Genomic DNA, 26,953 nt, shown 5'->3' on the forward strand with positions numbered 1-26,953 from the left:
GCCGCCTTTCGGTTCAATGCGGGAAACACGTTTCGTTTATGGAGCGGAGAGAGTTCGATCCGGCGACGCGAAAATTAACCCTCAGTCAACCTTCAGCCTCGATAGTTGAGCAGCGATGCAGTTTCGACACGCTTTCCGCATAGGACACGCCATGTTCAATCGCGATCTGCCGAGAATGGAGGATGAAGCCGTCATTCTCCACGCAATTGAAGAGCTGATGAGGCAGGGCCTGGATCGTCGCATGATCGAAAAGGCGCTGGTTCAATATGCGCCGATCGATCTCGACATTTTCGCAGACTGCTTCGCGAAGGCCATGGCGTCGGTCAAACGTTCTGCGCGATCGGAAACGGAAGCGATCGCGGCCTGAGCCAGTGTCAACGAAGTCCGTTCGAGCGCTACGCGACTGCGGATTTCAGAAACGCATCGGCGATGCGCCGGCTTTGAGACTCCGCGCCGCTGGAACCAGCCGCGCTCCATGGCGCCTGAGGCGATATCAATCCGGTTCGTGCACGTTTAGAAAACGGCCCTCGCGGACATCATAGAGCCGACCGGTCTCGTCGAGGTCGGGTAGAGCGAGAGGCAGAATCTTGGAAGCCACCTCTCCAGCCGATGGCAGGGTTTCCGGATCTTCGCCCGGCATCGCCTGCGCACGCATCTGCGTTCTCGTCGCGCCCGGATTGACCGCATTGATCCGAAGGGTCGTCTTTCGTGTCTCGTTCGCCCAGGACTTCCCCAAGGCTTCGACCGCCGCCTTTGTCGCTGCATAAAGCGACCAGTAGGCCTTGGCCGAGTGCGCAGCGCCGGACGACATCAGAATCGCGCGACCGGCATCGGATTCGCGAAGCAGAGGATCGAACGAGCGGATCTGCCGCCAAACCGAGGTGACGTTCGTTGCCATCGTCTTTTCGAACAGCTTCGTGTCGATATGGCCGATCGGCGAGAGAACGCCCAGCATCCCAGCATTGGCCACGAAAACGTCGAGCTTGCCGTGGCGCTCGTAGATCGCGGCTCCAAGCCGATCGATCCCCTCGAAGTCGAGAAGGTCGAGCGGCACAAGGGTCGCGGTTCCCCCCGCTGCCTTGATTCGATCGTCGAGCTCTTCGAGACCGCCGACGGTGCGGGCCACGCAATAGACATGCGCGCCTTCCGTAGCGATGCGTTCCGCCAGCTCGCAGCCGATCCCACGCGATGCGCCGGTGACAAGCGCAATCCGTCCATCAAGTCGTCCCGTCATGCGATCCCTTGTGGTTTCTTAGGCGATGCCGCCAAGCAGCGAGAGCTGGCGCACGTTTTCCGATGCGTCCATATCCGTCAGCGCCGTCGGATAATCGCCCGTGAAGCAGGCGTCGCAATATTGCGGCTGATGGCGGTCACGCTCCGATTCGTCGCAGGCCCGGTAAAGCCCCTCGATCGAGATGAAGGCGAGACTGTCGACCTTGATGAATTCCGCCATCTGCGCGACCGTGAAGCGCGAGGCGAGGAGCTTGGCGGTCTCCGGCGTATCCACACCGTAGAAGCAGGCGCCCGTCGTCGGCGGAGACGCAATCCGCATGTGTACTTCCGAAGCGCCGGCATCGCGGATCATCTGCACGATTTTCTGGCTTGTGGTTCCGCGCACGATCGAGTCGTCGACGAGAACCACACGCTTGCCCTCGATAATCGCGCGGTTGGCGTTGTGCTTCAGCTTCACGCCCATATGACGGATCGCGTCGCTCGGCTGAATGAAGGTGCGGCCGACATAGTGATTGCGGATGATGCCAAGTTCGAAATCCAGATTGGCCTGCTGGGCATATCCCAGTGCTGCCGGTACGCCTGAATCGGGTACCGGCACGACGAGATCGACGTCCACATGGCTTTCGCGGGCAAGCTCCGCGCCGATTTTCTTGCGAATCGTATAGACGTTGCGGCCTTCGACATTGGAGTCGGGTCGCGCGAAATAAACGTATTCGAAGATGCAGAAGCGGCTCTTTCGCTTCTGGAAGGGGAAGAGCGATTCGATACCGTCGTCGGTGATGATCACCATCTCGCCCGGTTCGATATCCCGCACGAAATCGGCGCCGATGATATCGAGCGCGCAGGTTTCCGAGGTGAGAATCGGCGAACCTTCTAGATCGCCGAGGACGAGGGGACGAATTCCCAACGGATCGCGCACGCCGACGAGCTTCTTCGAGGACAGTCCCACCAGCGAGAATGCGCCCTCGAGCCGCGAGAGCGCATCGATCAGCTTGTCCCTGAACAGCCGCGCTCCGGATGTCGCTATGAGGTGCAGGATCGTCTCGGTGTCGGATGTCGATGAGAAGATCGAACCGCGCCGCTGCAATTCACGCTGCACGGTAAGCGCATTGGTGATGTTGCCGTTATGGGCGACTGCGAAGCCACCTGCTGCGAGTTCGGCAAAAAAGGGCTGGACGTTGCGCACGCCGCCGCCGCCAGTGGTGGCATAGCGCGTATGGCCGATCGCCGACTCGCCGGGCAGGCGTTCGAGAACGGCCTGCTTGGTGAAGGTGTCGCCGATCAGTCCCGGATGACGTTCTACGTGGAACTGGCTGCCGTCAAACGCGACGATGCCGGCGGCTTCCTGTCCTCGATGCTGCAGGGCGTGCAGGCCGAGTGTGACGAGAGCCGCCGCATCCGTCCGATTGTAAATGCCGAAAACGCCGCATTCTTCATGCAGCGTGTCGTCGCCGAAAGGCGTTTCGTCCATGGCGTTTCTCATTGCCAGCCGACGGGGGATGAGCCGGTCACTGGCTATTGGATAGACACATGCGCAACCGGATACATCCCGCTATCGGTTGCTCGTATCTTGCCATACGCCAGAGCGGCTCCGCCATGCAAATGAAAGTCGGGTTACTGTGCGTTTTCGATAACGCCTTCGACGCTTTCGCCGCCGCCGGCATCAGCTGCCGGCTCCTCTTCGCCCTTCAGATCGCCGATACGCTGCATGATCGTCTGTTCGGGGTCGTCGGGGAGGGCGGCAATGAGATCCTGCCCCAGATCGTCGAGCATCGGTTTGGACGCGGCGTTCGCGACCCATTTCGGCTGGTTTTCCGGGGTGAGCCAGTTGAAGAACAGCATAGCGACGACGACAAGAAGAAGGCCGCGAGCCGCGCCGAAAAGGAAGCCCAGCACCCGATCGAATGCGCCCACGCGACTGTCAATAATGAAGTCGGCGATCTTCAGCGTGATGAACGAGACGACGATGAGCGCGACGAAGAACACGATTGCGGCGGAAATTGCCATCGCGACCGTATTCGAACTGACATATTCGGCGACGTAGGGCACCACAAAGGGGTAGCCGTAGAAAGCTGCCACGGCAGCCACGACCCAGGCGACGATGGACAGAACCTCTCGGGAAAAGCCTCTCACCATGGCGAGAAGCGCCGAGACGAGCATGATCGCGACGAGGATCGCGTCGAGAATGGTCAGGGACATCGCAGTTTTCGGTCCGTATTCGTTGGCGAACGAGGCTTTCAGGCCGCCCGGAGACCGGCCATGGGGCGGCTCTTCGAGCTGCTCAGGCCTTTCACACCTTCCTTGCGTCAAGATCAAGACGGCTTCGGGGTAACATCGTCACCCGTTGTCGTCTGCGCCGGATCCTGCCGCGATCGTGGCGACGAGCTCGGCAAGGGTCTCGATCTCGCTCAACTTCAGGGCACCCTTTGCGAGATCCGGGATGTTGGCCGGGATCGTCGCGCTTGAAAATCCGAGCTTCTCCGCCTCTCGCAGCCGATGGCCCGCATGGGCGACGGGACGGGTCGCGCCCGATAGGCTGACTTCGCCGAAATAGACGGCCGCCGGCGGAAGCGTGACGCCTGAAAGCGAGGACACGAGCGCTGCGGCGACCGCGAGATCGGCCGCCGGTTCCGAAATGCGGAACCCGCCGGCCACGTTAAGGTAGACGTCGTGCTGCCCCAGCCGGACGCCGCATCTTGCCTCCAGCACCGCAAGCACCATCGCAAGGCGAGGGGCGTCCCATCCAAGTACCGCGCGGCGGGGGGTGCCGAGCGAGGAGGGGGCGACGAGCGCCTGAATTTCGACGAGCACCGGGCGCGTGCCCTCCATGCCGGCAAAGACTGCCGCGCCGGGAGCCTTGTTACTGCGCTCGCCAAGAAAGAGTTCCGATGGATTAGGGACTTCTCGCAGGCCCTTGTCGCCCATTTCGAAGACGCCGATTTCGTCGGTCGGACCGAAACGGTTCTTGACCGTTCGCAGGATTCGATAGTGGTGCCCGCCTTCGCCTTCGAAATAAAGAACGGCGTCGACCATGTGCTCGACGACGCGGGGACCGGCGATCTGTCCCTCCTTGGTTACGTGACCGACGAGAATGACGGCCGCGCCGGAGGCCTTGGCGAACCGGATCATCGACTGAGCGCCGGTCCGCACCTGATTGACCGTGCCGGGGGCCGATTCGGCGAGATCGCTCCACAGGGTCTGGATCGAATCGATGATGACGAGATCCGGTCGCCCGCTTGCAGCGAGCGTCGCGAGAATGTCCTCCACATTGGTTTCCGCCATCAGCTGAATGCTGGTGTCTGACGCATCGAGGCGTTCCGCGCGCAGCCGCACCTGCGCCACCGCTTCCTCGCCGGACACATAGATGACGCTCGCGCCTTTTCGCGCGAGGGCGGCGGAGGCCTGCATCAGAAGCGTCGACTTTCCGATGCCTGGATCGCCGCCGATGAGAATCGCCGAGCCGCGCACGATTCCGCCCCCGGTCGCTCGGTCCAGTTCGGCAATGCCGGAGGCGATACGCGGCGCCTCTTCCTTTTCGCCCGACAGGGGGAGCAGCTTGGACGGCGTGCCGCGCCGCCGCGAACGCTGCGGACCGCCCGCCACGCCGCCGGCAGATGACTCCTCGACGATCGTGTTCCACTCGCCGCAGGCTTCGCACTTGCCCTGCCACCGCGCATAGACGGCGCCGCAGGATTGGCAGATGAATGTTGTCTTCGCTTTGGCCATTACCGATCAGTATTTCCTGAACGGGGTGAACCGCAAACCCATTCTGAAACGCTTCAGTACATTATGGTCGCACCCGATCGGCCGACGTCTCTAAGGCTTCTTCGCGCAAGATCGCAATGGCCTCGGCGATCGAGGTCAGGTCGTTTCGCTCCAAGAGCAGACGCCGCGCCGTGCGGAGCGCATGGCTTTCGAGCCGCGCGCGGAGGGGAACATCCGATATTCGTTCAAAATCCTCCACATGGGATATGCCGATAATTCGGCGGATCATCTTGGCTCCGGCAAACCCGATCGCGTCGGCAAGCACCGATCTGAGATGGCCCGCGACGATCGCCTGCCGATCCGCGCTGGAGAGGACGTCCGGCGCAAAGAACTCCGATGCGTCTTCCTCGGCAAGACGAAGGAACCTTGCCGAAAAATGCTCCCAGACATCTGCTGCGGCCTGAAGCATCCACTCCGCAGCCTCGTCTCGATCGTTCTCGGCGGTGGCGTGGCCCGGCTGACTGATCGCCGCGAGAAAGAGATTGCCGATCAACGCTCCGAGATCAAAGCCCATGGGGCCGTGCAAGGCCCATTCGGCATCAATGACGCGCGTGTCATCTTCGGTGACCATCACCGAGCCGGTATGAAGGTCGCCATGGATGAGCGCCTCGGACTTCGTGCGGAAGACATATTTCATCTCGCTGGCCGCCCGCTTCAGGTCCTGGTCGGCGCGCAGCTCCGCTGCAATGGTTTCGTTGCCGGCAGTTACCCGGTTGAGCTCGCGATCAGCGTACGGGCCGGTGAAGATCACGTCCTCGGTCGTCTGGCAAAGATGCGCGTTGCCGGCAAAGCTTGCCGCCAAGGCTTTCTTCTCAGGCGTGGAGAGATGGAAATCCGACGAATAATAAAGAGAGTGAGCAAGAAACGCGCCCATCTGCCGCGCGAAATGGGGGAATGTCCTGCCGTCGACAAAGGCGTGCCGGGCAACCCGATGATGCCGAAGATCCTCCATGACGAGCAGGCCGAGTGCGTCGTCGGAATGGATGATCGTCGGCACGAACTGCGGGGCGATCCGCTGATGGTATTTGAGCGCCTCTGTCTCGAAAGCGATCCGCGTCACCGGAAACGGCCAGCTCTCGCCGATGACCCGGATATAGGGAAGGGCCTGTTTGACGATGATCGAGCCGCTAGGCCCTTCAAGGCGATAGACAGCGTTCATATTGCCGTCGCTCACCTCTTTCGCGTGCCACTGAGCCGCGCTGCCTCCAAGGTGGAGAGCGGCGTCGCCGGCTGTAGCGATGACCGAGGGAAGTTCGTCGGCGCGAAGAACGCGGTAGCCGGACGGCGTCGTGAAGGAGTCTGGCATCGGTCTCTTCTTACACTTTGTGCTGACTGAGGCGGGCGACAGTCGGATGACAGGCGCAGCGGGAAAGGCAGTCCCATCACCTGGCTAAAACGCTGACCTTGGCAAAGAGAACTACGCGGCATAGGGCCCGGAAGTCACAAGAGCCGTGCTCGATCGCGATCCTCTCGCCGCGCGATCCGCTTCCATGTCAGCGGTGTGGTGAAAAATCGGTGACAACCTCAGGCGCGCGACAATGGGGCACCATCAAAAAAACGTTAAAAAAAGGGTCTCAATCGCCATTCGCATTGCGTTTTTTTACGATTGTGGCAACTTCTAGACAGAATTCGTTGCGCTCTGGATACAATCGATGGGCAAAACGCACTGCTCGTTCTGCATCATGTGGGCATCAGGAAAGCAGGCGGCTGGTGTGTAGGAAATGCGCTATTCGCCAGCGCTTTATCGTGACAGAGAAGCGGTCACGCCCTTCGGCAAACTTTGTGAAATGAGATGCAACCATTCGTGCAGTTGCGACTTACCAAACCAAGTGGAAGGGCCGCGCCACGAAAATGTGGCAGAATTTACGAGGAATAAACAAACCGCATGCAAAATGCTCGGATGTCACACGAACAGGTACGGTTTCCAGTGCGTCGTACAGCCATCACGCTTCTTGCCGCTACAGGCGCTTTCGCAGTACTCACGGCGAGCTACGCGACGGCCGACCTTCCAGCTCCTACAGCTGCAACTGTAGCAGCGGAAACGACCGCTATTAACTGACGGCTTTTTCAAGACGGCTTCGATTTCCGAAAAAGGGGTCCAGTGGGCCCCTTTTTCGCGTCTTGAAGCAGAAACGACGTCTGCCTCGCAGGGAAAGCTGAAACCCAGCTTCTTGTTTGCAAAGTTCCCGATCTTCGCAGCGTTTTGCGCAGAAACAGCTGACCGGCGTGGCAGCCATAAGCTTGTTGTCTGAGCGCCGTCGTCACCCTTGAATTCGGCTACCGTGAACGGCTATTCCTCCGTCGACCGCTCCTGCGGCCGCCGGAGGAATAGCCGTGGCCACATCGTTCAACGGCGCTGATGGATTTGGGCTGGATGGCATCGCTTAAGCGCCTCGCGCTCCTGATTTTGACACTCTCGTTCGCTTTCGTCGCCGCCTCGTCCCTGGCGAGGGCTGAGGGATGGTCGCTGCGCGGTCTCTTCGGTGGCGGGAGTGAATCCCCGCCGATGGAACAGGTGGAGCCACCACAAGCGGCCTCGGCTGACGCGCAGATCGCGGATCCATCCCGCCGCGTCCCGGAAAACCAGTCGGAAATCACGCTGTCTTTTGCGCCGCTTGTGCGCAAGAGCGCTCCTGCGGTCGTAAATGTATATGCGGCGCGGGCGGTCCCGGAGCGGCTTTCGCCTTTCGCCGGCGATCCCTTTTTCGGGCAGTTTTTCGGTGCGCCATCGCGGCGCGAACCTCGCATGGAAAGTTCGCTTGGCTCCGGCGTCATCGTCGATCCGAGCGGGCTCGTAGTGACCAACAACCATGTGATTGCCGATGCCGACGAGGTCAGAATTGCTTTCGCGGACGGCCGGGAATTCGAGACGACGATCCTTCTCAAGGATGAAAAGGTCGATCTCGCCGTCCTGAAGATTGAGGAGGCAAGCGAAGAGTTTCCGGTTGTCGAACTTGCGGATTCTGACGGACTGGAGATCGGCGATCTCGTCCTGGCCATCGGCAATCCCTTCGGCATCGGTCAGACGGTAACGAACGGCATCGTCTCTGCATTGGCGCGGACACATCTTTCGCCCGGCGATCCGGGCGTCTTCATTCAGACCGACGCCGCGATCAATCCGGGCAATTCGGGAGGCGCGCTGATCGATATGCGCGGCCATCTGATCGGTGTGAACACTGCGATCTTTTCCAAGTCAGGTGGCTCGAACGGCATCGGCTTTGCGATACCATCCAATCTCGTCGCCAGCTTCGTTCGGGCCGCGAAGGCGGGAGGCGAGTTCAATCGGCCCTATGTCGGCGCAGCATTCGGACGGGTGACGCCGGATATCGCGGCGGCGATCGGCCTTGCGCGGCCGTCGGGCGCGATCGTCCATTCGGTTCGGCCCGGAACGCCGGCGGAAGAGGCAGGGCTCGAAGAAGGCGATGTCGTGCTGGAAGTCGGCTCGGTTGCGATCTCCAATCCCGATGCGCTGGGCTACCGCCTTGCGACCGCGGGGATCGGCGCGACAGTACCACTGACCGTGCTTCGCAATGACGATCGCCAGACGCTGACGCTTGCCTTGGCTGGCGCACCGGAAAAACCGGCCAGGGACGAACGCCTGCTTCGGGGACGCAATCCGTTCGCAGGTGCGACGGTGTGGAATATGTCGCCGAAAGTTGCCGAGGAACTGGACCTGCCACTCGAAACCGACGGTGTCGTGATTTCCGACATCGAACGAGGCTCTCTTGCGGCGCGCTTCGGTCTGCGGCCCCGTGATCTGATCATTGCGGTCAACGGCAATGCCGTCGACACGACTGCGACGATGGCCGACATCCTGTCCGAAAATTGGGGCGGATACGAGTTCGAGATCGAGCGTGGCGGACGCCGGCTCGTTCGGCGTGTGCGCTGAGATGGCGGATCTGTTCGCAGAGCCAGGCCGCCCGGAAAAAGAGAGCCGATCCGAAGGAGTGCCTCGCGGCCGAACCGGTGTGGGCCAAAGCCAGCGGCCCCTGGCTGATCGCCTCCGACCCGGGGCGCTGAGTGAGGTCGTCGGTCAGGAGCATCTGACGGGTGAGGGCGGTATCCTGTCACGAATGCTCGCGTCGCGAAATCTCGGCTCCATGATCTTCTGGGGGCCCCCTGGCACCGGAAAGACAACGGTCGCGCGGCTTCTCGCCAACGACAGCGATTACGCATTCGAGCAGATATCGGCGATTTTTTCCGGGGTCGCGGACTTGAAGAAAGTCTTCGAAGCGGCGCGTCTGCGACGCTCGAATGGTCGGCCGACGCTGCTCTTTGTCGACGAAATCCATCGCTTCAATCGTGCCCAGCAGGACAGCTTTCTTCCTGTCATGGAAGACGGCACGGTCGTGCTCGTCGGAGCGACGACGGAAAATCCCTCTTTCGAGCTCAATGCCGCCCTGCTGTCGCGGGCTCGGGTGCTGACGTTCAGGCCGCATGATGCCGAAAGCCTCGGCTCGTTGCTTCAGCGCGCCGAGGCGATCGAAGAACGGGCACTGCCTCTCGACGAGGAGGCGAGACAGGTCTTGCTGCGTCTTGCCGATGGAGATGGCAGAGCGGTCTTGAGCCTTGCCGAGGAAACCTGGCGCGCGGCAGGCGAGGGCGAGGTGTTCGATTCTGCAGCCCTCCAGATGATTGTCCAGCGCCGCGCTCCGGTCTATGACAAGAGCCAGGACGGTCATTACAACCTCATTTCCGCGCTTCATAAATCGGTTCGGGGATCGGACCCCGACGCGGCGCTCTACTGGCTCTGCCGCATGCTCGATGCAGGCGAGGATCCGCTCTATCTCGGCCGCCGACTCGTTCGTATGGCATCCGAAGATATCGGGCTCGCCGACCCCAACGCGTTGCGGGTCACGCTCGCTGCGAAGGATGCCTATGATTACCTCGGCTCGCCAGAGGGCGAACTCGCCCTTGCCGAAGCGACCGTTTACCTCGCGGCGGCCCCAAAATCGAACGCTGTCTACAACGCCTACAAGCAGGCGATGCGGTCGGCCAAGGCAAACGGCTCGCTGCTGCCGCCGGCTCATATCCTCAACGCTCCGACCAAGTTGATGAAAGACGAGGGATATGGCGCCGGATATCGTTACGATCACGACGAACCGGACGCATTTTCCGGACAGGACTACTTCCCCGACGAAATGACGCGGGAGACCTATTACCGTCCGACCGATTATGGCGTCGAGCAGCGGATCGGCGCACGCCTTTCGCACCTTTCGCAGTTGCGAAAACAGCGTGGCAAACGCTCATGATGCCTTACGATGCGGTGCGTTTTGCAGTGCGGGAAAGATGACGGATTCGTAATTTGGCCCGTTGAATTGCGGCAAACCGTGATTTAGTGTCGCCTGAAACGATTAGTTCGCGCCTGTCGGCCGATTGGCTTGCGGCAGCTCTTTTGAAAATCAGCGGTCTCGCCTTGCCGTAGCGCTGGCGCGTTCGCACCGATAAGCACCTAATTTCCACGGACAAGGAGAACCGCGATGTCAGCGGATCAGGATATGATCCCCGAGCAGTCGGTCACGAATTACGAAGTCGGACAGGACAACGTACAGAAATTCGGTCTCGACTATCACAACCCGGTCTTTCCCATATCGGCCGGTGTCATCATTCTCTTCGTGGCGTTTACGCTGATCTTTCCGGATGCTGCTGGCAACTTCTTCGGATGGCTACGTCCGCAGCTGACATCGACCTTCGATTGGCTTTTCCTCATTGCGGGCAACATTTTTGTTTTGTTTTGCCTTGCTCTGATCGTCACGCCGCTCGGCGGTATTCGTCTGGGCGGCAAGGATGCGACGCCCGATTACGGCTACTTTGGCTGGTTTGCGATGCTTTTCGCGGCCGGTATGGGTATCGGTCTCGTGTTCTATGGCGTGTCTGAGCCTGTCAGCCATTACCAGTCCGCTTTCGGCGGCATAACCCTGGACAACGGCATTCGTACGGACTGGGCTCCGCTGGGTGGCGCTGCTGGAGAGACGCTGGAAGCGCGCAGACTGGGTATGGCCGCGACGCTCTACCACTGGGCGCTGCATCCTTGGGCGATCTATGCGATCGTCGCTCTTTCGCTTGCGTTCTTCTCCTACAACTGGGGCCTGCCGCTCACCATGCGGTCCGCGTTCTATCCTCTGCTCGGTGATCGGGTCTGGGGCTGGCCGGGCCACGTGATCGATACGCTCGCGGTGTTCGCGACGATCTTTGGTCTCGCCACATCTCTCGGATTTGGTGCGGAGCAGGCGGCGGCCGGTCTCAACTTCCTGTTTGGAATACCGGACACCACGCTGACGAACATCATTCTGATCGGCCTCATTACGCTCGTCGCGCTGATGTCTGTCGTCGCAGGGCTCGACGCGGGCGTGAAGCGTCTCTCTGAGATCAATATGGCGCTCGCGCTTCTGCTTTTGCTGTTCGTTTTCATCGTCGGGCCGACCATGGAACTCGTTCGCGGCTTCTTCGGAAATGCCGCCGCATATGCAAAAGAGCTCTTTCCGCTCTCGATGCCGTTCGGTCGCGATGACGACAACTTCCGTCAGGGCTGGACGACATTCTACTGGGCCTGGTGGATGAGCTGGTCTCCATTTGTTGGTATGTTTATCGCCCGCGTCTCCCGTGGCCGTACGGTACGTGAGTTCGTGACGTGCGTCCTGATCGTTCCGACCGTCGTCTCGATCATCTGGATGACCGTGTTCGGCGGAACCGCACTGACCGAGACGATCGGCGGCTACACCGGTATCACCGATGCCGAGCTGCCGGTGAAGCTCTTCGCCATGCTGAACCAGCTGCCGCTGACGACCATCACGTCCTTCATCGGTATCATCCTCGTGATCGTGTTCTTCGTAACCTCCTCGGACTCCGGTTCGCTGGTCATCGACACCATCACGGCGGGCGGAAAACTGGATGCCCCGACCGCGCAGCGCGTGTTCTGGTGCACCTTCGAAGGTCTGATCGCGGTCGCGCTTCTGCTCGGTGGCGGGTTAGCCGCACTACAGGCGGCTGCAATCGCTACGGGCCTGCCTTTCGCGATATTGCTCCTGATCCTGACCTTCTCGGTCGGTAAGGGCCTGATTGCGGAGCGAAAGAAGCCGTTCCTCCAGAATCAGCAACACTATCAGGCTGCCGAATAATCGTCGGACAGCTTTGATGAAATTCGGCCCCGGATGCTTTGCTCATCCGGGGCCGAACTTTTTTCGAGTGCATGATACGAAACGAAGCCCATGACAAATCTTCTCATTGTAATGGCTGGCGGCGGATTGGGTGCCGGCATGCGTCACCTTTCCAACCTGGCAGCTGCCCGCATCCTCGGTATGGGTTTTCCGTGGGGAACGGTCTTTGTGAATGTGTTCGGATCGTTTCTGATGGGCCTCGTCGTGGAGCTGCTGGCGCGCAAGTTCGGCATGTCACAGCACTGGCGTCTTTTCATCGCCACGGGATTTCTGGGCGGCTTCACGACCTTCTCGTCATTCTCGCTCGATACGGTGAACCTGATTGATCGGGGTGCGACAGGTATTGCCTTCGCCTACGTGTTGGCTTCTGTGCTTCTCGGCATTAGTGGTCTCTTCGCCGGCCTTTCGTTTGGAAAGCTCTTCACCTGAAGTGCCTCTCCAGCCTGTCGCGTTGCTCCTCTTCGGCAGCGCGGCTAGAACAACTTCGACCAAGCGATTGCACCCGACGGGTCGTCGCAGATGATCTCAACGCGAATGGACGGAGCGTCCGGCATATGGCAGCAGTCGAACAACGGCGGGTGGACGACGATGAGGCCGGTCTGCGCCTCGATCGCTGGTTCAAGCTGCATTATCCGGGTCTCGGCTTTGGCCAGCTCCAGAAGCTTTTGCGATCCGGCCAGATCCGCGTCGACGGTGGTCGCGCCAAATCCGATACCCGTGTCGAACCGGGACAGATGGTCCGCATCCCGCCGCTTGCGACCGATTGCAAGATCGCCAGCAACAAGCCGCTGACCGCCAACACCATGAAGGGCCGGCAGGATGGCGATGTCCTGTCGCAGATGGTGATCTACGAGGACGATAAGGTCATCGTCTTCAACAAACCGGCGGGTCTCGCCGTTCAGGGCGGTTCAGGCGTCGCGCGCCATGTGGACGATATGCTCGAAGCCTGGCGCAACAAAAAGGGCGAAAAGCCCCGTCTCGTTCATCGTCTCGACCGCGACACGTCCGGTATCCTGGTGGTGGCGCGGACGCGCGGCGCGGCGACGGCGCTCACGAAAGCCTTTCGCGAACGCGACACGAGAAAATTTTACTGGGCGGTGGTGAAGGGCGTCCCGGGCAAGAAGGAAGGCCGGATCTCGACCTACCTGAAGAAAGAGCAGACACCGGATGGTGACCGCATGCGCATCGCCAAACACGGTGAAGAGGGCGCCGACCATGCGCTTTCCCATTACCGCGTGATCGATCACGTCGCTCAGAACTTCGCCTGGCTCGAGCTGGAACCTTATACAGGCCGCACGCACCAGCTCCGCGTTCATGCCGCTGAGATCGGCCACCCGATTCTGGGCGATCCAAAATACTTCGATCACGACACGAACTGGGACTTTCCAGGCGGCGTCCAGAAACGCCTTCATCTTCACGCGCGTCGTATCGTGATTCCCCATCCATCCGGCGGCACGATCGATCAGATCGCACCGCTGCCTCAGCATATGCGTCAAACCTTCAACCTCTTCGGCTTCGACGAAGCCGAACTCGAAGATTGAACGGCCGGTGACTATCCTCAAAGCGGTTCTCTTCGATTGCGATGGAACCATCGCCGATTCGGCGGGTCTCATCTGCGACACCATGGAGCGGTGCTTTGTTGCGCATGGGCTGGAGCCGCCCGCGCGAGACGCCACGCGCTCGATCATCGGGCTCTCGCTGGAAACGGCGATTGTCGCACTTCGGCCCAGCCTGACGCACTTTGAGGCGGAGCGGCTGGCCGATGCCTATCGAAACGAGTACCGGCTGGAGCGCACACGTCCGCATTTTTCCGATCATCTCTTTGAGGGGATGGCCAATCTTGTCCTCGATCTTGCGGCTCGTGAGAGCGTTTTCGTCGGCATGGTAACCGGCAAATCGCGGCGCGGCGTTGCAGCCTTGACCGCATCTCACGGCCTGACCGAGGCCTTTTCGGTCGTCCGGACGGCCGATGATTGCCCGTCCAAGCCTCATCCGGCCATGGTTCTCGAAGCTTGCACCGAGCTTGGCGTCGATCCCGCCAATGCGGTCGTCGTGGGCGATACGACCTACGACATGGAGATGGCCCGTGCCGCCGGAGCTATGGCGCTCGGCGTTTCCTGGGGATCGCACACAACGGAACAGCTGACGCGAAGCGGAGCTCTGCAGGTTGTCGAGACCGTGCACGATCTCGCATCTGCTGTCGAAAACTGGCTGGCGCGCCAGCCTGCGAGCGCCTAGCTACGGGCGACCTGCAAACCAATCCGAAAGCCTTACACCAGCGATATGTCGAACAATCCCGATATCTTGCAGCGCCTGTTCGAAAACCCGAATGCCATGCGCCGCGATCTGCCGAAGCGGTTCTACGAAAAGGCTGCGCTTGGCCGCGCCGAGAGTGGCTATCAGGTTCTGCTTGATGGCCGCAGCGTGAAAACGCCGGCAAAGAAACCGCTGATACTACCGAACGAAGCAATTGCGACCACCATCCGGGATGAGTGGACCGCCCAGGGCGAACGCATCGATCCGGGCACAATGCCGGCGACGCGCCTTGCGAACACTGTGGTCGATGCCGTCGCCCTCGATCCGAAACCGGTGCTGGATGACGTGCCGCGCTATGCGGAAACCGACCTGCTCTTTTATCGTGCCGGCCATCCCGATAGCCTTGTCGAGCGCCAGCGTGAACGCTGGGACCCGATCGTTGCCTGGGCATCGGAATTGCTTGGCGTGCGGTTCGTTCTCACCGAAGGCGTGATGCATGTGGTGCAGCCGGCCAAAGCGCTCGATGCGTTTGCAAGGAGGTTGTCCCCGGTCACCGACCCGTGGGTGATTTCCGGTTTGCAGCAGGCAACGTCGATCTCCGGTTCGGGCCTTCTGGCGCTTGCGCTTCATGAAGGCCGGCTCGATGCCGGCGAGGCCTGGGCGCTGTCACGCCTCGATGAGGACTGGAATATCGAGCGTTGGGGCGACGACGAAGACGCGCAACTCGTCGCCAGGCGGCGCAAGGCCGATTTCGAAACGGCAGCGCTTTTCATGGGCCGGTGACCAAGGCGCGAGCCAGCGTCATCACCGCGGACAAGACGACCGTGCGTTTCGGAAAAAGACCGCGTCGAGGGCTGCGGCTTGAATACGAACCGTCTTATATATAGCCAAAGCACACCCGAGATCACATCCAGCCTGTGGACCGAGCCATGACCATCGTCGATTCCCGTGAACCCAACCCGAAGAGCTTTATTTCCGGGGCGACCGGGGACTGGGAGATCATCATCGGCCTGGAAGTGCATGCGCAAGTCCTCTCCGACGCGAAGCTCTTTTCCGGCGCCTCGACCGATTTCGGTGCGGAAGCAAATTCCCATGTGAGCCTGGTCGATGCGGCCATGCCCGGCATGCTGCCCGTGATCAACGAGGAATGTGTGCGGCAGGCCGTGCGCACGGGCCTTGGCCTCAAGGCGCAGATCAACAAGCGCTCGGTGTTCGATCGCAAGAACTATTTCTATCCCGATTTGCCGCAGGGCTATCAGATCAGCCAGTTTAAGGATCCGATCGTCGGCGAGGGAACGGTGACGGTCTCGGTCGGGCCGAACAGAGAGGGCGAGTTCGAGGATATCGAAGTGGGTATCGAGCGCCTGCACCTCGAACAGGATGCCGGAAAGTCGATGCACGATCAGCATCCGTCCATGAGCTTCGTCGATCTCAACCGCTCAGGCGTCGCGCTGATGGAGATCGTGTCCAAGCCGGACATGCGATCGGCCGACGAGGCGAAGGCGTATCTCACCAAGCTTCGCACGATCCTGCGTTACCTCGGCACCTGCAACGGCAATATGGACGAAGGCTCCATGCGTGCAGACGTGAACGTGTCAGTGCGCCGGCCCGGCGGTGCGTTTGGCACGCGCTGCGAGATCAAGAACGTCAACTCGATCCGGTTCGTCGGTCAGGCGATCGAATCGGAAGCCCGCCGCCAGATCGCCCTGATCGAGGACGGCGGCATGGTGGAGCAGGAAACCCGGCTCTTCGATCCGTCGAAGGGCGAGACCCGTGCCATGCGCAACAAGGAAGATGCGCATGATTATCGCTACTTCCCCGATCCGGATCTCCTGCCGCTGGATTTCGATCAGGCCTATATCGACGCGCTTTTGAGCGAGCTTCCGGAGCTTCCCGACGACAAAAAGAACCGCTTTATCGAAGAGGGCGGGCTTTCGACCTATGATGCCTCGATCCTCGTTTCGGAAAAGGCGGTTGCCGATTTCTACGAGGATGTCGCACGAGGGCGCGATGCCAAGCAGGCCGCGAACTGGGTGATCAACGATCTCCTCGGCGCCCTCAACAAGGACGGCAAGGGGATCGAGGAAACGCCGGTCTCGGCAGAGCAGCTCGGTGCCATTCTCGATCTCATTCGCGAGGGCACGATTTCCGGCAAGATTGCCAAGGATCTCTTCGAGATCGTCTGGAACGAGGGTGGAGATCCCAAGCAGATCGTTGAAGATCGCGGCATGAAACAGGTCACCGATACCGGCGCGATCGAAAAGGCTGTCGACGATGTGATCGCGGCCAACCCCGAGAAGGTCGAGCAAGCCAAGGCGAAGCCTTCGATGGCCGGTTGGTTTGTCGGACAGGTGATGAAGGCGACGGGCGGCAAGGCCAATCCTCAGGCTGTGAACGCGCTGGTCAAAGACAAGCTCGGCGTCGAGTAGGTGATGTTCTTCATCCGCACGGCCATGGAGCGTGATCTGCCGGCGGTGAGCCAGCTTCTCAGGAAAACGTGGCACGCGACCTATGACGCGATCTACGGCGAGGCTCGCGTCTCACAAATCAGCGATGCCTGGCATTCGGTCTCGGCTCTCAGGCCGCGTATCGGCCGTCCCTCGTCGGAATTCATTGTGGGCGATAACGGCGAGTTTCTCGGCGGTGTCGGATATGCCGCGTCTTCGGATGTCGATCGGGCGCTCGTCGTTCTTCATCAGCTTTATGTGCTCCCGGACGAGCAGCGGGCCGGCCTCGGGTCGGAAATGCTGCTGGAGCTCATGAACGCCTTTCCGGACGGGCGTCGCATGCGTTGCGAGGTCGAGCCCGCCAACGTCGGTGCGGTGGCTTTCTACAAGAAACACGGTTTCGAACCCACCGGCACCGCGATGGCGCGAGACTCCTCGACTGACGGCGTCGAAGTGACCGTGTTCGAACGACTGCTCGGCTGAGATCGGAACGTCTCTTTCACGCCCGTTAGCTGGATAGAAGCGGCGCTTATCGGCACGAAAAATTGGACAAGACGGCCGGGTGCGACACTTTCGTTGTGCGGGAGGCGAGGTCCTGACCCGAGTCGAGCATGATCGGGAGCTGTCGACAATGGCCTTGAAGATCTACCATGTATTCGAGCGCGGCATTGCCTATCTGCTTCTGCTTGGCATGGCGGTGGTCGTTCTCCTGGCGGTGTTCAGCTTTGCGCGCTCACTGATCTCGATTTTCACGGGCGTTGGCAATCCCTTGGAATACAACGCATTCCAGACACTGTTTGACAGAGTGCTCGCCGTCATCATTGCGCTGGAACTTGCCCATTCCATTCAGCAGATGGCGATTGGCGACCATCGGCTTGCACAGGTTCGCACCGTCATCGTCATCGGCGTGCTCGCTGTTGTTCGAAAGCTGATTCTGCTCGAGGTCGAGAGCACGTCCGGTACGTTCCTCGTAGGCCTTGCGGCGACGGTGCTTGCCCTCGGCCTTGCGCTTTTCCTTGTCAGTGTGATCGACCGCCGGGAGCACGCAAGCGAGAACTCGCAAGATAATCGAGAGTGATACCCTTTGATGCAGCGCCTGGACCGGCTGGACAATCACCGGCATCGGTCCCATAAGGGCTGCAAGACGCAGACGAGCATGGGCAGGTCGCGATGAAGGAATGGCTGCTACAAATCTTCACCTGGTGGAACGGGCAGACCCTCAATACGCGGTTCTACACCTGGCGAAACGGCAAGAAGGTCGGTGAAGACCCCTACGGCAATGTTTATTATACCAATAGCGACGGCACACGGCGCTGGGTGATCTTCAACGGCCCGGTGGAAGCGAGCGCCATTCCAACGGGGTGGCACGGCTGGATGCATCACAGGGTCGATACGCCGCCATCGGAAGAAAACTATAAGCCGCGCGATTGGGAAAAGTCCCACGAGAAGAACCATACGGGGACGGACGAGGCTTATCGCCCATCCGGTTCGCTGCTGCGGCCCGAGAAAGATCGCCCGCGCGTCACCGGCGAATACGACGCCTGGACGCCCTGAGCGTCTGCGCCGACTTTCTGCCGGATTGCGCACTTATGCGCAGCGCTTCCGGAACCCAACCGATCGTTCGGGTCTCCATAGTTGGGTATGGTGAGGAAGCGACATTGCGCCTCGCAACTGACCGGTGATGAGTTTGAGACTATTTGCGCCTTTGTTCGACATCCGCTTTGTTCGAAGCGCCGGTTTGATAACCGCTCTCGCGATGGCGCCCGGCTTTGTCATGATACAAGGAGCAGATGCTCAGCAGCGTATCGACAATCCCGTCGCCGTCTTTTCCGGCCTGGACAAGATCACTGGCCGCCTGACGGATTTCGACGTTTTCATTGATGAGACGGTGCAGTTCGGCGCATTGCAGGTCACGCCTCGCGTCTGCAAGACCAGCGCCGAGGGCGAGGCCACTCAAACGGATGCTTTCGTCGAAGTGGACGAAATCACGCTCGATCGCGACATTCGCCGGATCTTCTCAGGTTGGATGTTTGCGGCGTCGCCCGGCCTCAACGCGGTTGAGCATCCTGTCTACGACGTATGGCTGAAGAGCTGCAAAACCGACTCGGACGTGCCGGCGCCTTCCGAATAGAAGGTTGCGTCCGTCTCGACGGCCGTCGAGAGAAGCGCCTGATAGTCATCTCTCGGGATTTCGATCGCGCCGAACCGTTGCAGGTGATCGGTCAGAAACTGTGTGTCCAGCAGCGAATAGCCGCCTCGAATAAGCCGTTCGCAGAGAAATGCGAGAGCGACCTTCGAGGCATCGGTCATTCGTGAGAACATGCTCTCGCCGAAAAATGCCCCGCCAAGAGAGACCCCGTAGAGGCCGCCGACCAGTTGGTCGTCTTTCCAGGTCTCGACCGAATGGGCAAAGCCCTCGCGATAGAGTGAGAGATAGAGGTCGCGGACCGTCCGGTTGATCCATGTTTCGGTTCGCTCGGGCGTCGGCGCCGCGCACCCGTCGAGCACGGCGGAAAAGGCTGTATCGAACCGGACCTCGAAGACCTGCTTGCGGATCGTCTTCTTGAGGCTGCGTGGGATATGCACCGAACCAAGCGGCAGGATGCCGCGTTCCACGGGATCAACCCAGAAGATGTTCGGATCCTCGGCCGATTCGGCCATGGGAAAGATGCCGCAGGCATAGGCTTTGAGCAGAATGGCGGGCGTTATTCGATAATCCTGTCCGCCATTCTTCGCCATGATCCGTCAGCCAGCTTCGCCTTCGAGGAAGTGTTCCAGCCAGTGAATATCATATTCGCCGCGTCTGACGCTCTCGTTTGCGACGAGATCCTGAAAGAGCGGAAGGGTCGTACTGATACCGTCGAGCACGAACTCGTCGAGCGCTCGCTTCAGCCGCATCAGGCATTCGTCGCGCGTTCGGCCGTGAACGATCAGCTTGCCGACGAGGCTGTCATAGTACGGCGGAATCCGGTAGCCGCGATAGACCGCCGAATCGATGCGCACGCCCAGCCCGCCAGGTGCGTGGTAATGCGTGATTTCGCCCGGTGAGGGCACGAAGGTGCGCGGGTCCTCGGCGTTGATACGGCACTCGATGGCATGGCCGAAGAACTTGACCTCGTCCTGCGTCAGTGAGAGCCCTTCGCCGCTTGCGACACGGATCTGTTCGTGGACAAGATCAAGGCCGGTCACGGCCTCTGTCACCGGATGTTCGACCTGAAGGCGGGTGTTCATTTCGATGAAATAGAACTCGCCGTTTTCGTAGAGAAACTCGATGGTCCCGGCGCCGCGATATTTGAGGCCCTTCATGGCATCGGCGCAGATCATTCCGATCCGGTCGCGCTGTTCCTGGGTCAGGGCCGGGGAATTGGCCTCTTCCCAGACCTTCTGGTTGCGACGCTGCAGGGAGCAGTCACGCTCGCCGAGATGAATTGCATTGCCTTTGCCATCGCCGAAGACCTGAACTTCGATATGGCGCGGCTTTTCCAGATATTTCTCGATATAGACCGCGTCGTCGCCAAAGGCAGCGCCCGCCTCCGAACGCGCGGTTGCCAGCGCATTCGACAGGTCTTTTTCTGTTCGGGCAATCTTCATGCCGCGTCCGCCGCCGCCGGCGGAAGCCTTGACGATGACCGGAAAGCCGATCTCCTTGGCGATCTTCATCGCCTCGTCGTCCTCGGTCACAGCACCGGGAGACCCCGGAACCACGGGAATGCCGAGACGCTCGGCCGTCCGCTTGGCCTCGATCTTGTCGCCCATGGTGCGAATGTGATCGGCCGTCGGCCCGATGAAGGTCAGCTGATGGGCTTCGAGAATGTCGGCAAATCGCGCATTCTCGGAAAGAAAGCCGTATCCGGGATGGACCGCGTCGGCGCCGGTGATTTCGCAGGCCGCAACGATCTGCGGAATGTTCAGGTAGCTGTCGCGGGCCGCAGGCGGGCCGACGCAAACGCTCTCGTCTGCGAGCCGAACATGCATGGCCGAATTGTCGGCGGTCGAATGGACCGCTACCGTGGCAATGCCAAGCTCCTTGCAGGCGCGCAGGACGCGAAGGGCAATCTCGCCGCGATTGGCGATGAGAACTTTGGAGACCATCGTCTTCGTGCCCCTCAGTCGATCACGAAGAGCGGTTCACCGAATTCCACCGGCTGTGCGTTTTCGACCAGAATTTCGCGGACCGTGCCCGAGCGCGGCGAGGGGATGTTGTTCATCGTCTTCATCGCCTCGATGATGCAGACCGTTTCGCCTTCCTTCACCGCCTGGCCAACTTCGACGAAGGGCTTCGAGCCTGGCGAAGCGGCGTGGTAGACCGTGCCGACCATTGGGGAGGTCACGGTGCCCTCGGCAGGCCCGGACTTTGCTGGCGTAGCCTGAGCCGGTGTTGCTGTCGGAGCCGATAGCTGCTGCGGCGCAGAGAACTGGGGAGCCATCTGCGGCTGCTGGTAATAGACGGGCGCGGCCTCGATCTGGCGGGTCAGGCGAATACGCAGCGAGTCCCGTTCGACCTCGATCTCCGTGAGATCGCTCTCCTTGAGGATTGCGGCCAGCTCACGAACAATCTCGGGGTCCAAGCTCTTGTCGCTCATTGTATCCTATCCTGTCGCCCGTCTTACAATTCATGCGATATGAACGCACTGCGACGAGTTTGCGTACTCGTCAATGGTTTCAATGGTCGAGCGGTTGCTTGCACGTTCACGGCAAGAATATCAACGTCTCAACATGCCTTGGCGATCCGTGAGGCCCCAAATTCTCGCATGCATGAACCTTTCGAGCCACTCGATGGGGTATAGCCTGTGAAAGATTGATCTTTCAGCTGTCTCCGCAATCGGGTTTGCCGCATTCCCGCATGGCGGCCACCGCGCTCTTCAGGCCCTCGGTTCCGACGCGGGCCTGAATGACTTCCTCGCCGATGACATAGGATGGCGTTCCGTTGATTCGCAGGTCGTTGGCGAGAACCTGAATCTCCTGAAGTGCTTTCATGTTCGTCGACGAGGCCATGATGTCCTCAATCTTCGCGGGGTCGACGCCCAGGTCTTCGGCGACCTGAAGCGCAGAGGCCTTGTCGGCTGACCCGCGTTTGGACAGAAGTGTCTCGTGAAATTCGCGATATTTCTCAGGGGCGAGATCGCGGAACGCCATCGAGACACGTGACGCCTCCAGCGAACCCATGCCGAGAATCGGGAACTCCTTCAGAACGAAGCGGACATTGTCGTCCTCCTCGATAAGCGCGGTCATGTCCGCCAGCGCCTGTCGGCAATATCCGCAATTGTAATCGAAGAACTCGGTGACCGTAACATCACCGTCCGGATTGCCAAGGACCATGCCTTCGGGCGCCGAGTGCAGTTGGTCGCGCGCTTTGGCAATGACGTCCGCCTGCGCCGTCTTCTGTTCCGCATCCTGCTTCTGCTGAAGGGCGTTCATCGCTTCCACGAGGACTTCGGGATTTGTGACGAGGTAATCGCGGACGATCTTTTCGATATCCTGCTTCTCGGTCGCATCGAAGCTGTCCTGCGCAATTGCGGGTGCCGACAGCGTGCTTCCCAAGAAGGTTGCTGCGATGGCGAGGGTCGTGAGCAAACGCATGAAGCGGGGTCCCTTGCTGGGTGTAGGGTTGAGATGCATGGAGACACGATCTGGCGCGAAATTTGAAGCGATAATAGGACATCATCTCGAATTTCACGATCAGTTGCGCCAGTTCCGTGCGTTCTGACGACTGTGCTGGTCTGAGATCAAATGCCAATTTGTGGCAGATGGCGCGCAAAACGCATCAAGAGGAAACACTGCTAATGAGCGATCGTGCAATGGGACCGTCGGGGAGGTCGGGCGTCGAGCCGTTTCACGCGATGACTTTTCTCGCCGAAGCCAACAGGCTCAAGGCGGCGGGCGCGGATGTGCTCTCACTCGCAGTTGGCCAGCCTGCCTCGCCTGCGCCGAGGGCTGCCCGTGACGCCGCATCCGCGATGATCGAACGCGGCTCCGTTGGCTATACGGATGCGATGGGGCGGGTCGACCTGCGGGAAGCACTAGCCGATCATTACCGCCTGGCCCATGGCGTCAGCGTCGATCCGGCGCGGGTGATGGTCACCTCAGGGGCCTCGGGTGGCTTCAACATCGCTTTCCTAGCAGCCTTCGATGCCGGCGACAAAATCGCGATCGCCGCCCCCGGCTATCCCGCTTATCGCAATATCATGCGCGCTCTTGGCATTATCCCTGTCGAGATCGAGGTCGGGCCGAAAGACGATTACATCCTGACGCGCGACCATCTCGATGCGCGTCATGCGATCGAGCCGTTTCAGGGGGTCCTGATCGCAAGTCCCGCGAACCCGACCGGAACCATGACGCCGCCCGATGAGATGAAGCGGATAGCCGATTTCTGTCGTGAGACCGGTGTCTGGCTGATTTCCGACGAGATCTATCATAGACTGAGTTTCGGGCAGGACGAGCGTTCCGCGCTTCAGGACCTCGACGCTGCGATCGTCGTCAACTCCTTCTCAAAATACTACTGCATGACCGGATGGCGCATCGGCTGGATGATCTTGCCGCCCGGGCTGACCGATGCTGCGGAACGCCTCGGCCAGAACCTCTATATTTCAGCCTCCGATCTCTCGCAGACAGCCGCTCTCGCAGCGCTTGGGGCCGGCGAGGAACTGGACCGTGTGCGGGAAAGCTATCGTCGCAATCGTCTCACCATGATGGAGCGGCTGCCAGAGATCGGCTTTCGCGCGATTGCGCCGATCGATGGCGCATTCTACGCCTATGCCCGGATCCCGGAGGGCTTTTCATCCGCCACGGCGTTCGCAAAAGCACTCTTGAAGGAGAGCCATGTCGCGGTCACGCCCGGCACGGATTTCGACCTCAGACGCGGCGATAGCTTTGTCCGGTTGTCGTATGCGGGCGCTGAGAGCGACATCGTCCGCGCCCTCGACCGGATTGCCGCCTTCGTTGCCAAAGCGTGAATCAGAAAAGCGCTCAGACAACAAAAAAGGGGCCGATCGGACCGGCCCCTTTGTGTTTGTCAGATCAACATCGCTCAGAAGAAGCCGCGGCTCCACCAGCCCGTGCGGCGTGGCTTGCCATCGTCCTGCGCGGTTTCAGAATCCGCTTTGCCCGATGTGACCACCGGCTCGGTCAGCTGCGGCCTAACCGGCTTTTCCTCGGGTTCTTCGGTGCTTGCGGCTTCCACCGTCTCAACGGTGGATTGCTCGTTGTCGTTGGACGGAGCGGTATCTTCACCGCCAACTGCGCTAACGTCCACGGCTTCAGCTTCGCTCGAAGCATCGGACGAGGCCGGCTTGTCTTCCGCGCTTCCGGCTTCGGCCGCTTCTCCAATCACTGTTGCGACTGGATCGTCGAACCGCTCGTCCGCCGTTGAAGGTGACGCCTCATCCAGCTGCGGCTGCGCAGTTTCCTCACTAACGGCTTCGCTCGCATTCGTGTCCGTCTGCCCGGAGACGTCGTCGGCCTCGTTCGCAGCCGCTACCGAGTCCTCGGTGGCTTCATCCGTCTTCGAAGCCCAGTTCGAGCGCTTGCGGCCACGGCCACCGGTCTTTTTATCGTCCGTCTGGCCAGTTTCGGCAGCGTCGGCAGAATCGTCTCTCTCGTCCGAATTGTCTTCGCTCTGGCTGTCGGCCTGCTTGTCGTTGCCATCGCGATGGCGGCGACCGCCACGGCGGCCTCGGCGCCTGCGCCGGCGACCCGAATTGCTGTCTCCGTCCTGGTTCTCGTCGTCGGAATTATCCGAATCATCTGACGAGTCCGAGCTGTCCGAAGCGTCGGCCGCCTGCTGTTCGTCGCCGTTGCTGTCGTTGTCACCGTTATCGGAGCCGCCGCGCCGCCTGCGTCGCCGCTTGCCGCGGTTCTTGGAGCGGCCCTCATTATTTTCGTCGGAGTCCTGATTCTCATCACGGGCTTCGGCGGTGACGCCCTCGTCCTCGCTCGCCTCGTCATCCGTGTCGTCGTCTTCGTATGCCTCGTCCTCGGCGGCGACCGAGATCGGGCTGACGAAATCACGGGCGATCGGACGACTCGCAACCCCGCCCTGCTCGATCGAAAGGTCATTATGGCCGACGGACGGATCGGCCTCGATGAAGATCCTCAGATCGTGGTTCTGTTCGAGCTCGTCGATATGGTGCCGCTTCTCGTTCAGGATGAAGAGCGCGGTTTCGGTCGGCACCTTCACGATGAGGTCGCGACCCTTGTTCTTCTGAAGGTAGTCCTCGATGTGCCGGATCGCATGGAGCGCCAGGGAGGAGGTCGCACGAATCATGCCCGCGCCCTCGCAGACCGGGCAGGAACGCATCGTCGATTCCAGAACGCTGGCGCGAATGCGCTGCCGGCTCATCTCCATCAGGCCGAAATGCGAAATCTTGCCGACCTGAATCCGGGCGCGGTCGTTCTTGAGGCAATCCTTCATCTTCTTTTCGACGGCGCGGTTGTTCCGCTTCTCGTCCATGTCGATGAAGTCGACCACGATCAGCCCAGCAAGATCGCGCAGGCGCAATTGCCGCGCGATTTCCTCCGCGGCTTCGAGATTGGTCTGATACGCCGTATTCTCAATCGACATCTCGCGGGTCGATCGCCCTGAGTTCACATCGATCGCGACCAGCGCTTCGGTTTGGTTGATGATGATGTAGCCACCGGACTTCAGGGTCACATGGGGCTGCAGCATCTTGTCGAGCTGCGGTTCGATTCCCTGCCGGGTGAAAATCGGCGTGCTGTCGCGGTAGGGCTGCACGGCCTTCGACTGGCTCGGCATCAGCATCCGCATGAAATCTTTGGCCTCGCGGTAGCCGGCATCGCCCGAGACGAGGATCTGATCGATATCCTTGTTGAAGAGGTCGCGAATCGATCGCTTGATGAGGCTGCCTTCTTCATAGACCAGCGTGGGCGCGATCGACTGAAGCGTCAGGGTCCTGACCGATTCCCACAGCCGCATCAGATATTCGTAGTCGCGCTTCACCTCGGCTTTGGTGCGGTTGGCACCGGCCGTGCGCAGGATGATGCCCATGCCGCGCGGAACGTCGAGTTCCTTTACGACTTCGCGCAGACGCTTGCGATCGGCCTGATTGGTGATCTTGCGCGAAATACCGCCGCCACGCGCCGTATTCGGCATCAGAACCGAATAGCGCCCTGCGAGCGACAGATATGTCGTCAGCGCTGCGCCCTTGTTGCCGCGCTCTTCCTTGACGACCTGCACAAGTAGGATCTGGCGACGCTTGATGACTTCCTGAATCTTGTAGTGCTTTCGCGGCCGTGCCTGGCGAACCGGAACTTCTTCCAGCGCATCCTGCGAGCCCAACTCGTCGACTTCGTCGTCGTCTCCGTCGTCGCCGTCATTGTCGTTCTCGCCGCTATTGTCGTCGCCGCGACGCGACCGGCCGCGCTTGCCGGAAGAGCGGCGACCGCGTTTGCGCCGGGAACCGCGCTTGGACGAACCGTCCTCGCCTTCGGACGAGGGGGCCCCGTCATCGCCGTTCTCGTCGTCCGAATCGTCATCATCCGGGTCGTCGTCGGAGACATCGTCGCTCTGATCGTCATCGTCGTTGTCGTCGTCCTCATCGAGGTCGGCGTTGGGCTCACGGTCGTCGTCATCCCGGCGATCATCGTTTGCGTCGTCGTCTGATCCGGTCGCCTCCCAATCATCCGAACGATCGGACGTAGAGCGATCGCCGTCATCGTCCGAGGAGGCGTCTTCGTTGTCGGCTCTCTCCGAAACAGTGTCGTCGGATTTGCCTTCGCGACGAGCTGCCTTGGAGCGGGACTTGTTGCGCTTCTCCTCGCGCTCTTCTTCCTCGTCGTCCGCCTGACCGCGTGCCATTTCCTCGGCGAGGAGCGCTTCGCGGTCTGCCTTCGGGATCTGGTAGTAGTCCGGGTGGATTTCGCTGAAAGCGAGGAAACCGTGCCGACCGCCGCCATACTCGATGAAGGCCGCCTGGAGCGAAGGCTCTACGCGCGTTACCTTGGCGAGGTAGATGTTTCCCTTGAGCTGCTTCTTGTGCTCAGATTCGAAATCGAACTCTTCGACGCGATTACCGCGTACGACGACGACTCGCGTTTCCTCCGGATGGGAGGCGTCTATAAGCATTTTGTTGGCCATGG

The 26,953-nt window shown here is 60.5% G+C and carries 24 protein-coding genes; 14 read left to right on the top strand and 10 right to left on the bottom strand.

Annotated elements, in window-relative coordinates; genetic code table 11:
* Nucleotides 1-151: 151 nt before the first annotated feature.
* A complete protein-coding gene (locus tag ABDX79_RS02460) occupies nucleotides 152-367 on the top strand; it encodes a hypothetical protein (RefSeq protein ID WP_346218660.1) in 216 nt (71 codons plus the stop codon).
* A 126-nt stretch (nucleotides 368-493) separates the two neighbouring features.
* On the opposite strand, the gene ABDX79_RS02465 is transcribed toward ABDX79_RS02460, so the two are convergent.
* The 5 genes from ABDX79_RS02465 to mtnK all read right to left on the bottom strand — a co-directional run bounded on the left by ABDX79_RS02465 (nucleotide 494) and on the right by mtnK (nucleotide 6,304).
* A complete protein-coding gene (locus tag ABDX79_RS02465; RefSeq protein WP_346218661.1) occupies nucleotides 494-1,234 on the bottom strand; it encodes an SDR family NAD(P)-dependent oxidoreductase in 741 nt (246 codons plus the stop codon).
* An 18-nt stretch (nucleotides 1,235-1,252) separates the two neighbouring features.
* Nucleotides 1,253-2,704 (bottom strand): amidophosphoribosyltransferase, encoded by a 1,452-nt coding sequence (gene purF, locus ABDX79_RS02470; RefSeq protein WP_346218662.1) that lies wholly within the window; start codon nucleotides 2,702-2,704, stop codon nucleotides 1,253-1,255.
* Nucleotides 2,705-2,847: 143 nt separating this feature from the next.
* Complete coding sequence (locus ABDX79_RS02475; protein WP_346218663.1) at nucleotides 2,848-3,432, bottom strand: CvpA family protein; 585 nt, start codon at nucleotides 3,430-3,432, stop codon at nucleotides 2,848-2,850.
* Nucleotides 3,433-3,570: 138 nt separating this feature from the next.
* On the bottom strand, nucleotides 3,571-4,959 hold the full coding sequence (gene radA, locus ABDX79_RS02480; protein WP_346218664.1) for a DNA repair protein RadA: 1,389 nt from the start codon (nucleotides 4,957-4,959) through the stop codon (nucleotides 3,571-3,573).
* A 61-nt stretch (nucleotides 4,960-5,020) separates the two neighbouring features.
* Entirely contained in the window at nucleotides 5,021-6,304 is a 1,284-nt protein-coding gene (gene mtnK, locus ABDX79_RS02485; protein WP_346218665.1) for an S-methyl-5-thioribose kinase, read from the bottom strand.
* Nucleotides 6,305-7,465: 1,161 nt separating this feature from the next.
* On the opposite strand from mtnK, the gene ABDX79_RS02490 reads away from it, so the two are divergent.
* The 12 genes from ABDX79_RS02490 (at nucleotide 7,466) to ABDX79_RS02545 (ending at nucleotide 18,989) form a co-directional block, all read left to right on the top strand.
* Nucleotides 7,466-8,887 (top strand): Do family serine endopeptidase, encoded by a 1,422-nt coding sequence (locus tag ABDX79_RS02490; protein WP_463671104.1) that lies wholly within the window; start codon nucleotides 7,466-7,468, stop codon nucleotides 8,885-8,887.
* A gap of 1 nt (nucleotide 8,888) precedes the next feature.
* Complete coding sequence (locus ABDX79_RS02495; RefSeq protein WP_346218667.1) at nucleotides 8,889-10,250, top strand: replication-associated recombination protein A; 1,362 nt, start codon at nucleotides 8,889-8,891, stop codon at nucleotides 10,248-10,250.
* Nucleotides 10,251-10,478: 228 nt separating this feature from the next.
* Nucleotides 10,479-12,116, top strand: a complete 1,638-nt coding sequence (locus ABDX79_RS02500; protein WP_346218668.1) for a BCCT family transporter — start codon at nucleotides 10,479-10,481, stop codon at nucleotides 12,114-12,116.
* 90 nt (nucleotides 12,117-12,206) lie between these two features.
* Nucleotides 12,207-12,584 carry a fluoride efflux transporter CrcB gene (gene crcB / locus ABDX79_RS02505; protein ID WP_346218669.1) on the top strand — a complete coding sequence of 126 codons (378 nt, stop codon included), beginning with the start codon at nucleotides 12,207-12,209 and terminating at the stop codon, nucleotides 12,582-12,584.
* A 125-nt stretch (nucleotides 12,585-12,709) separates the two neighbouring features.
* On the top strand, nucleotides 12,710-13,696 hold the full coding sequence (locus ABDX79_RS02510; protein WP_346218670.1) for an RluA family pseudouridine synthase: 987 nt from the start codon (nucleotides 12,710-12,712) through the stop codon (nucleotides 13,694-13,696).
* 7 nt (nucleotides 13,697-13,703) lie between these two features.
* A complete protein-coding gene (locus tag ABDX79_RS02515) occupies nucleotides 13,704-14,393 on the top strand; it encodes an HAD-IA family hydrolase (RefSeq protein WP_346218671.1) in 690 nt (229 codons plus the stop codon).
* Nucleotides 14,394-14,438: 45 nt separating this feature from the next.
* A complete protein-coding gene (locus ABDX79_RS02520) occupies nucleotides 14,439-15,194 on the top strand; it encodes an ATP12 family chaperone protein (RefSeq protein ID WP_346218672.1) in 756 nt (251 codons plus the stop codon).
* A 146-nt stretch (nucleotides 15,195-15,340) separates the two neighbouring features.
* On the top strand, nucleotides 15,341-16,840 hold the full coding sequence (gene gatB / locus ABDX79_RS02525; RefSeq protein ID WP_346218673.1) for an Asp-tRNA(Asn)/Glu-tRNA(Gln) amidotransferase subunit GatB: 1,500 nt from the start codon (nucleotides 15,341-15,343) through the stop codon (nucleotides 16,838-16,840).
* Nucleotides 16,841-16,843: 3 nt separating this feature from the next.
* A complete protein-coding gene (locus tag ABDX79_RS02530) occupies nucleotides 16,844-17,341 on the top strand; it encodes a GNAT family N-acetyltransferase (RefSeq protein ID WP_346218674.1) in 498 nt (165 codons plus the stop codon).
* Between the two features lie 148 nt (nucleotides 17,342-17,489).
* Nucleotides 17,490-17,936 carry a phosphate-starvation-inducible PsiE family protein gene (locus ABDX79_RS02535; protein ID WP_346218675.1) on the top strand — a complete coding sequence of 149 codons (447 nt, stop codon included), beginning with the start codon at nucleotides 17,490-17,492 and terminating at the stop codon, nucleotides 17,934-17,936.
* A 92-nt stretch (nucleotides 17,937-18,028) separates the two neighbouring features.
* Nucleotides 18,029-18,412 (top strand): NADH:ubiquinone oxidoreductase subunit NDUFA12, encoded by a 384-nt coding sequence (locus tag ABDX79_RS02540; protein ID WP_346218676.1) that lies wholly within the window; start codon nucleotides 18,029-18,031, stop codon nucleotides 18,410-18,412.
* 202 nt (nucleotides 18,413-18,614) lie between these two features.
* Nucleotides 18,615-18,989 carry a DUF2155 domain-containing protein gene (locus ABDX79_RS02545; protein WP_346218888.1) on the top strand — a complete coding sequence of 125 codons (375 nt, stop codon included), beginning with the start codon at nucleotides 18,615-18,617 and terminating at the stop codon, nucleotides 18,987-18,989.
* Here the strand turns inward: ABDX79_RS02545 and aat are convergent.
* The 4 genes from aat to ABDX79_RS02565 form a co-directional block, all read right to left on the bottom strand.
* Nucleotides 18,929-19,597 (bottom strand): leucyl/phenylalanyl-tRNA--protein transferase, encoded by a 669-nt coding sequence (aat, locus tag ABDX79_RS02550; protein ID WP_346218677.1) that lies wholly within the window; start codon nucleotides 19,595-19,597, stop codon nucleotides 18,929-18,931. The genes ABDX79_RS02545 and aat overlap by 61 nt on opposite strands.
* A 6-nt stretch (nucleotides 19,598-19,603) precedes the next feature.
* Nucleotides 19,604-20,950, bottom strand: coding sequence for an acetyl-CoA carboxylase biotin carboxylase subunit (accC, locus tag ABDX79_RS02555; RefSeq protein ID WP_346218678.1), 1,347 nt, complete (start codon nucleotides 20,948-20,950; stop codon nucleotides 19,604-19,606).
* Nucleotides 20,951-20,964: 14 nt separating this feature from the next.
* Nucleotides 20,965-21,441, bottom strand: coding sequence for an acetyl-CoA carboxylase biotin carboxyl carrier protein (gene accB, locus ABDX79_RS02560; RefSeq protein WP_346218679.1), 477 nt, complete (start codon nucleotides 21,439-21,441; stop codon nucleotides 20,965-20,967).
* A gap of 223 nt (nucleotides 21,442-21,664) precedes the next feature.
* Nucleotides 21,665-22,438: a DsbA family protein gene (locus tag ABDX79_RS02565; protein WP_346218680.1), complete on the bottom strand. Its 774-nt coding sequence runs from the start codon at nucleotides 22,436-22,438 to the stop codon at nucleotides 21,665-21,667.
* 203 nt (nucleotides 22,439-22,641) lie between these two features.
* Between ABDX79_RS02565 and ABDX79_RS02570 the strand changes: the two genes are divergently transcribed.
* Complete coding sequence (locus ABDX79_RS02570; protein ID WP_346218681.1) at nucleotides 22,642-23,811, top strand: pyridoxal phosphate-dependent aminotransferase; 1,170 nt, start codon at nucleotides 22,642-22,644, stop codon at nucleotides 23,809-23,811.
* Nucleotides 23,812-23,885: 74 nt separating this feature from the next.
* Here ABDX79_RS02570 and ABDX79_RS02575 read toward each other — a convergent pair whose 3' ends face one another.
* Nucleotides 23,886-26,951, bottom strand: a complete 3,066-nt coding sequence (locus ABDX79_RS02575) for an Rne/Rng family ribonuclease (RefSeq protein ID WP_346218682.1) — start codon at nucleotides 26,949-26,951, stop codon at nucleotides 23,886-23,888.
* Nucleotides 26,952-26,953: the final 2 nt, after the last annotated feature.

The organism is Fulvimarina fulva (assembly GCF_039652615.1).
Classification (GTDB): Bacteria; Pseudomonadota; Alphaproteobacteria; order Rhizobiales; family Rhizobiaceae; genus Fulvimarina.

What these genes read in the sequence shown, in the direction of transcription:
- accC (WP_346218678.1), bottom strand. Translation starts at nt 20,950, where the DNA reads ATGGTCTCCAAAGTTCTCATCGCCAATCGCGGCGAGATTGCCCTTCGC.
- ABDX79_RS02570 (WP_346218681.1), top strand. Translation starts at nt 22,642, where the DNA reads ATGAGCGATCGTGCAATGGGACCGTCGGGGAGGTCGGGCGTCGAGCCG.
- ABDX79_RS02495 (WP_346218667.1), top strand. Translation starts at nt 8,889, where the DNA reads ATGGCGGATCTGTTCGCAGAGCCAGGCCGCCCGGAAAAAGAGAGCCGA.
- radA (WP_346218664.1), bottom strand. Translation starts at nt 4,959, where the DNA reads ATGGCCAAAGCGAAGACAACATTCATCTGCCAATCCTGCGGCGCCGTC.
- ABDX79_RS02535 (WP_346218675.1), top strand. Translation starts at nt 17,490, where the DNA reads ATGGCCTTGAAGATCTACCATGTATTCGAGCGCGGCATTGCCTATCTG.
- accB (WP_346218679.1), bottom strand. Translation starts at nt 21,441, where the DNA reads ATGAGCGACAAGAGCTTGGACCCCGAGATTGTTCGTGAGCTGGCCGCA.
- crcB (WP_346218669.1), top strand. Translation starts at nt 12,207, where the DNA reads ATGACAAATCTTCTCATTGTAATGGCTGGCGGCGGATTGGGTGCCGGC.
- ABDX79_RS02565 (WP_346218680.1), bottom strand. Translation starts at nt 22,438, where the DNA reads ATGCGTTTGCTCACGACCCTCGCCATCGCAGCAACCTTCTTGGGAAGC.
- gatB (WP_346218673.1), top strand. Translation starts at nt 15,341, where the DNA reads ATGACCATCGTCGATTCCCGTGAACCCAACCCGAAGAGCTTTATTTCC.
- purF (WP_346218662.1), bottom strand. Translation starts at nt 2,704, where the DNA reads ATGGACGAAACGCCTTTCGGCGACGACACGCTGCATGAAGAATGCGGC.
- ABDX79_RS02475 (WP_346218663.1), bottom strand. Translation starts at nt 3,432, where the DNA reads ATGTCCCTGACCATTCTCGACGCGATCCTCGTCGCGATCATGCTCGTC.
- ABDX79_RS02460 (WP_346218660.1), top strand. Translation starts at nt 152, where the DNA reads ATGTTCAATCGCGATCTGCCGAGAATGGAGGATGAAGCCGTCATTCTC.
- ABDX79_RS02530 (WP_346218674.1), top strand. Translation starts at nt 16,844, where the DNA reads ATGTTCTTCATCCGCACGGCCATGGAGCGTGATCTGCCGGCGGTGAGC.
- aat (WP_346218677.1), bottom strand. Translation starts at nt 19,597, where the DNA reads ATGGCGAAGAATGGCGGACAGGATTATCGAATAACGCCCGCCATTCTG.
- ABDX79_RS02540 (WP_346218676.1), top strand. Translation starts at nt 18,029, where the DNA reads ATGAAGGAATGGCTGCTACAAATCTTCACCTGGTGGAACGGGCAGACC.
- ABDX79_RS02465 (WP_346218661.1), bottom strand. Translation starts at nt 1,234, where the DNA reads ATGACGGGACGACTTGATGGACGGATTGCGCTTGTCACCGGCGCATCG.
- ABDX79_RS02500 (WP_346218668.1), top strand. Translation starts at nt 10,479, where the DNA reads ATGTCAGCGGATCAGGATATGATCCCCGAGCAGTCGGTCACGAATTAC.
- ABDX79_RS02575 (WP_346218682.1), bottom strand. Translation starts at nt 26,951, where the DNA reads ATGGCCAACAAAATGCTTATAGACGCCTCCCATCCGGAGGAAACGCGA.
- mtnK (WP_346218665.1), bottom strand. Translation starts at nt 6,304, where the DNA reads ATGCCAGACTCCTTCACGACGCCGTCCGGCTACCGCGTTCTTCGCGCC.
- ABDX79_RS02510 (WP_346218670.1), top strand. Translation starts at nt 12,710, where the DNA reads ATGGCAGCAGTCGAACAACGGCGGGTGGACGACGATGAGGCCGGTCTG.
- ABDX79_RS02520 (WP_346218672.1), top strand. Translation starts at nt 14,439, where the DNA reads ATGTCGAACAATCCCGATATCTTGCAGCGCCTGTTCGAAAACCCGAAT.
- ABDX79_RS02545 (WP_346218888.1), top strand. Translation starts at nt 18,615, where the DNA reads ATGGCGCCCGGCTTTGTCATGATACAAGGAGCAGATGCTCAGCAGCGT.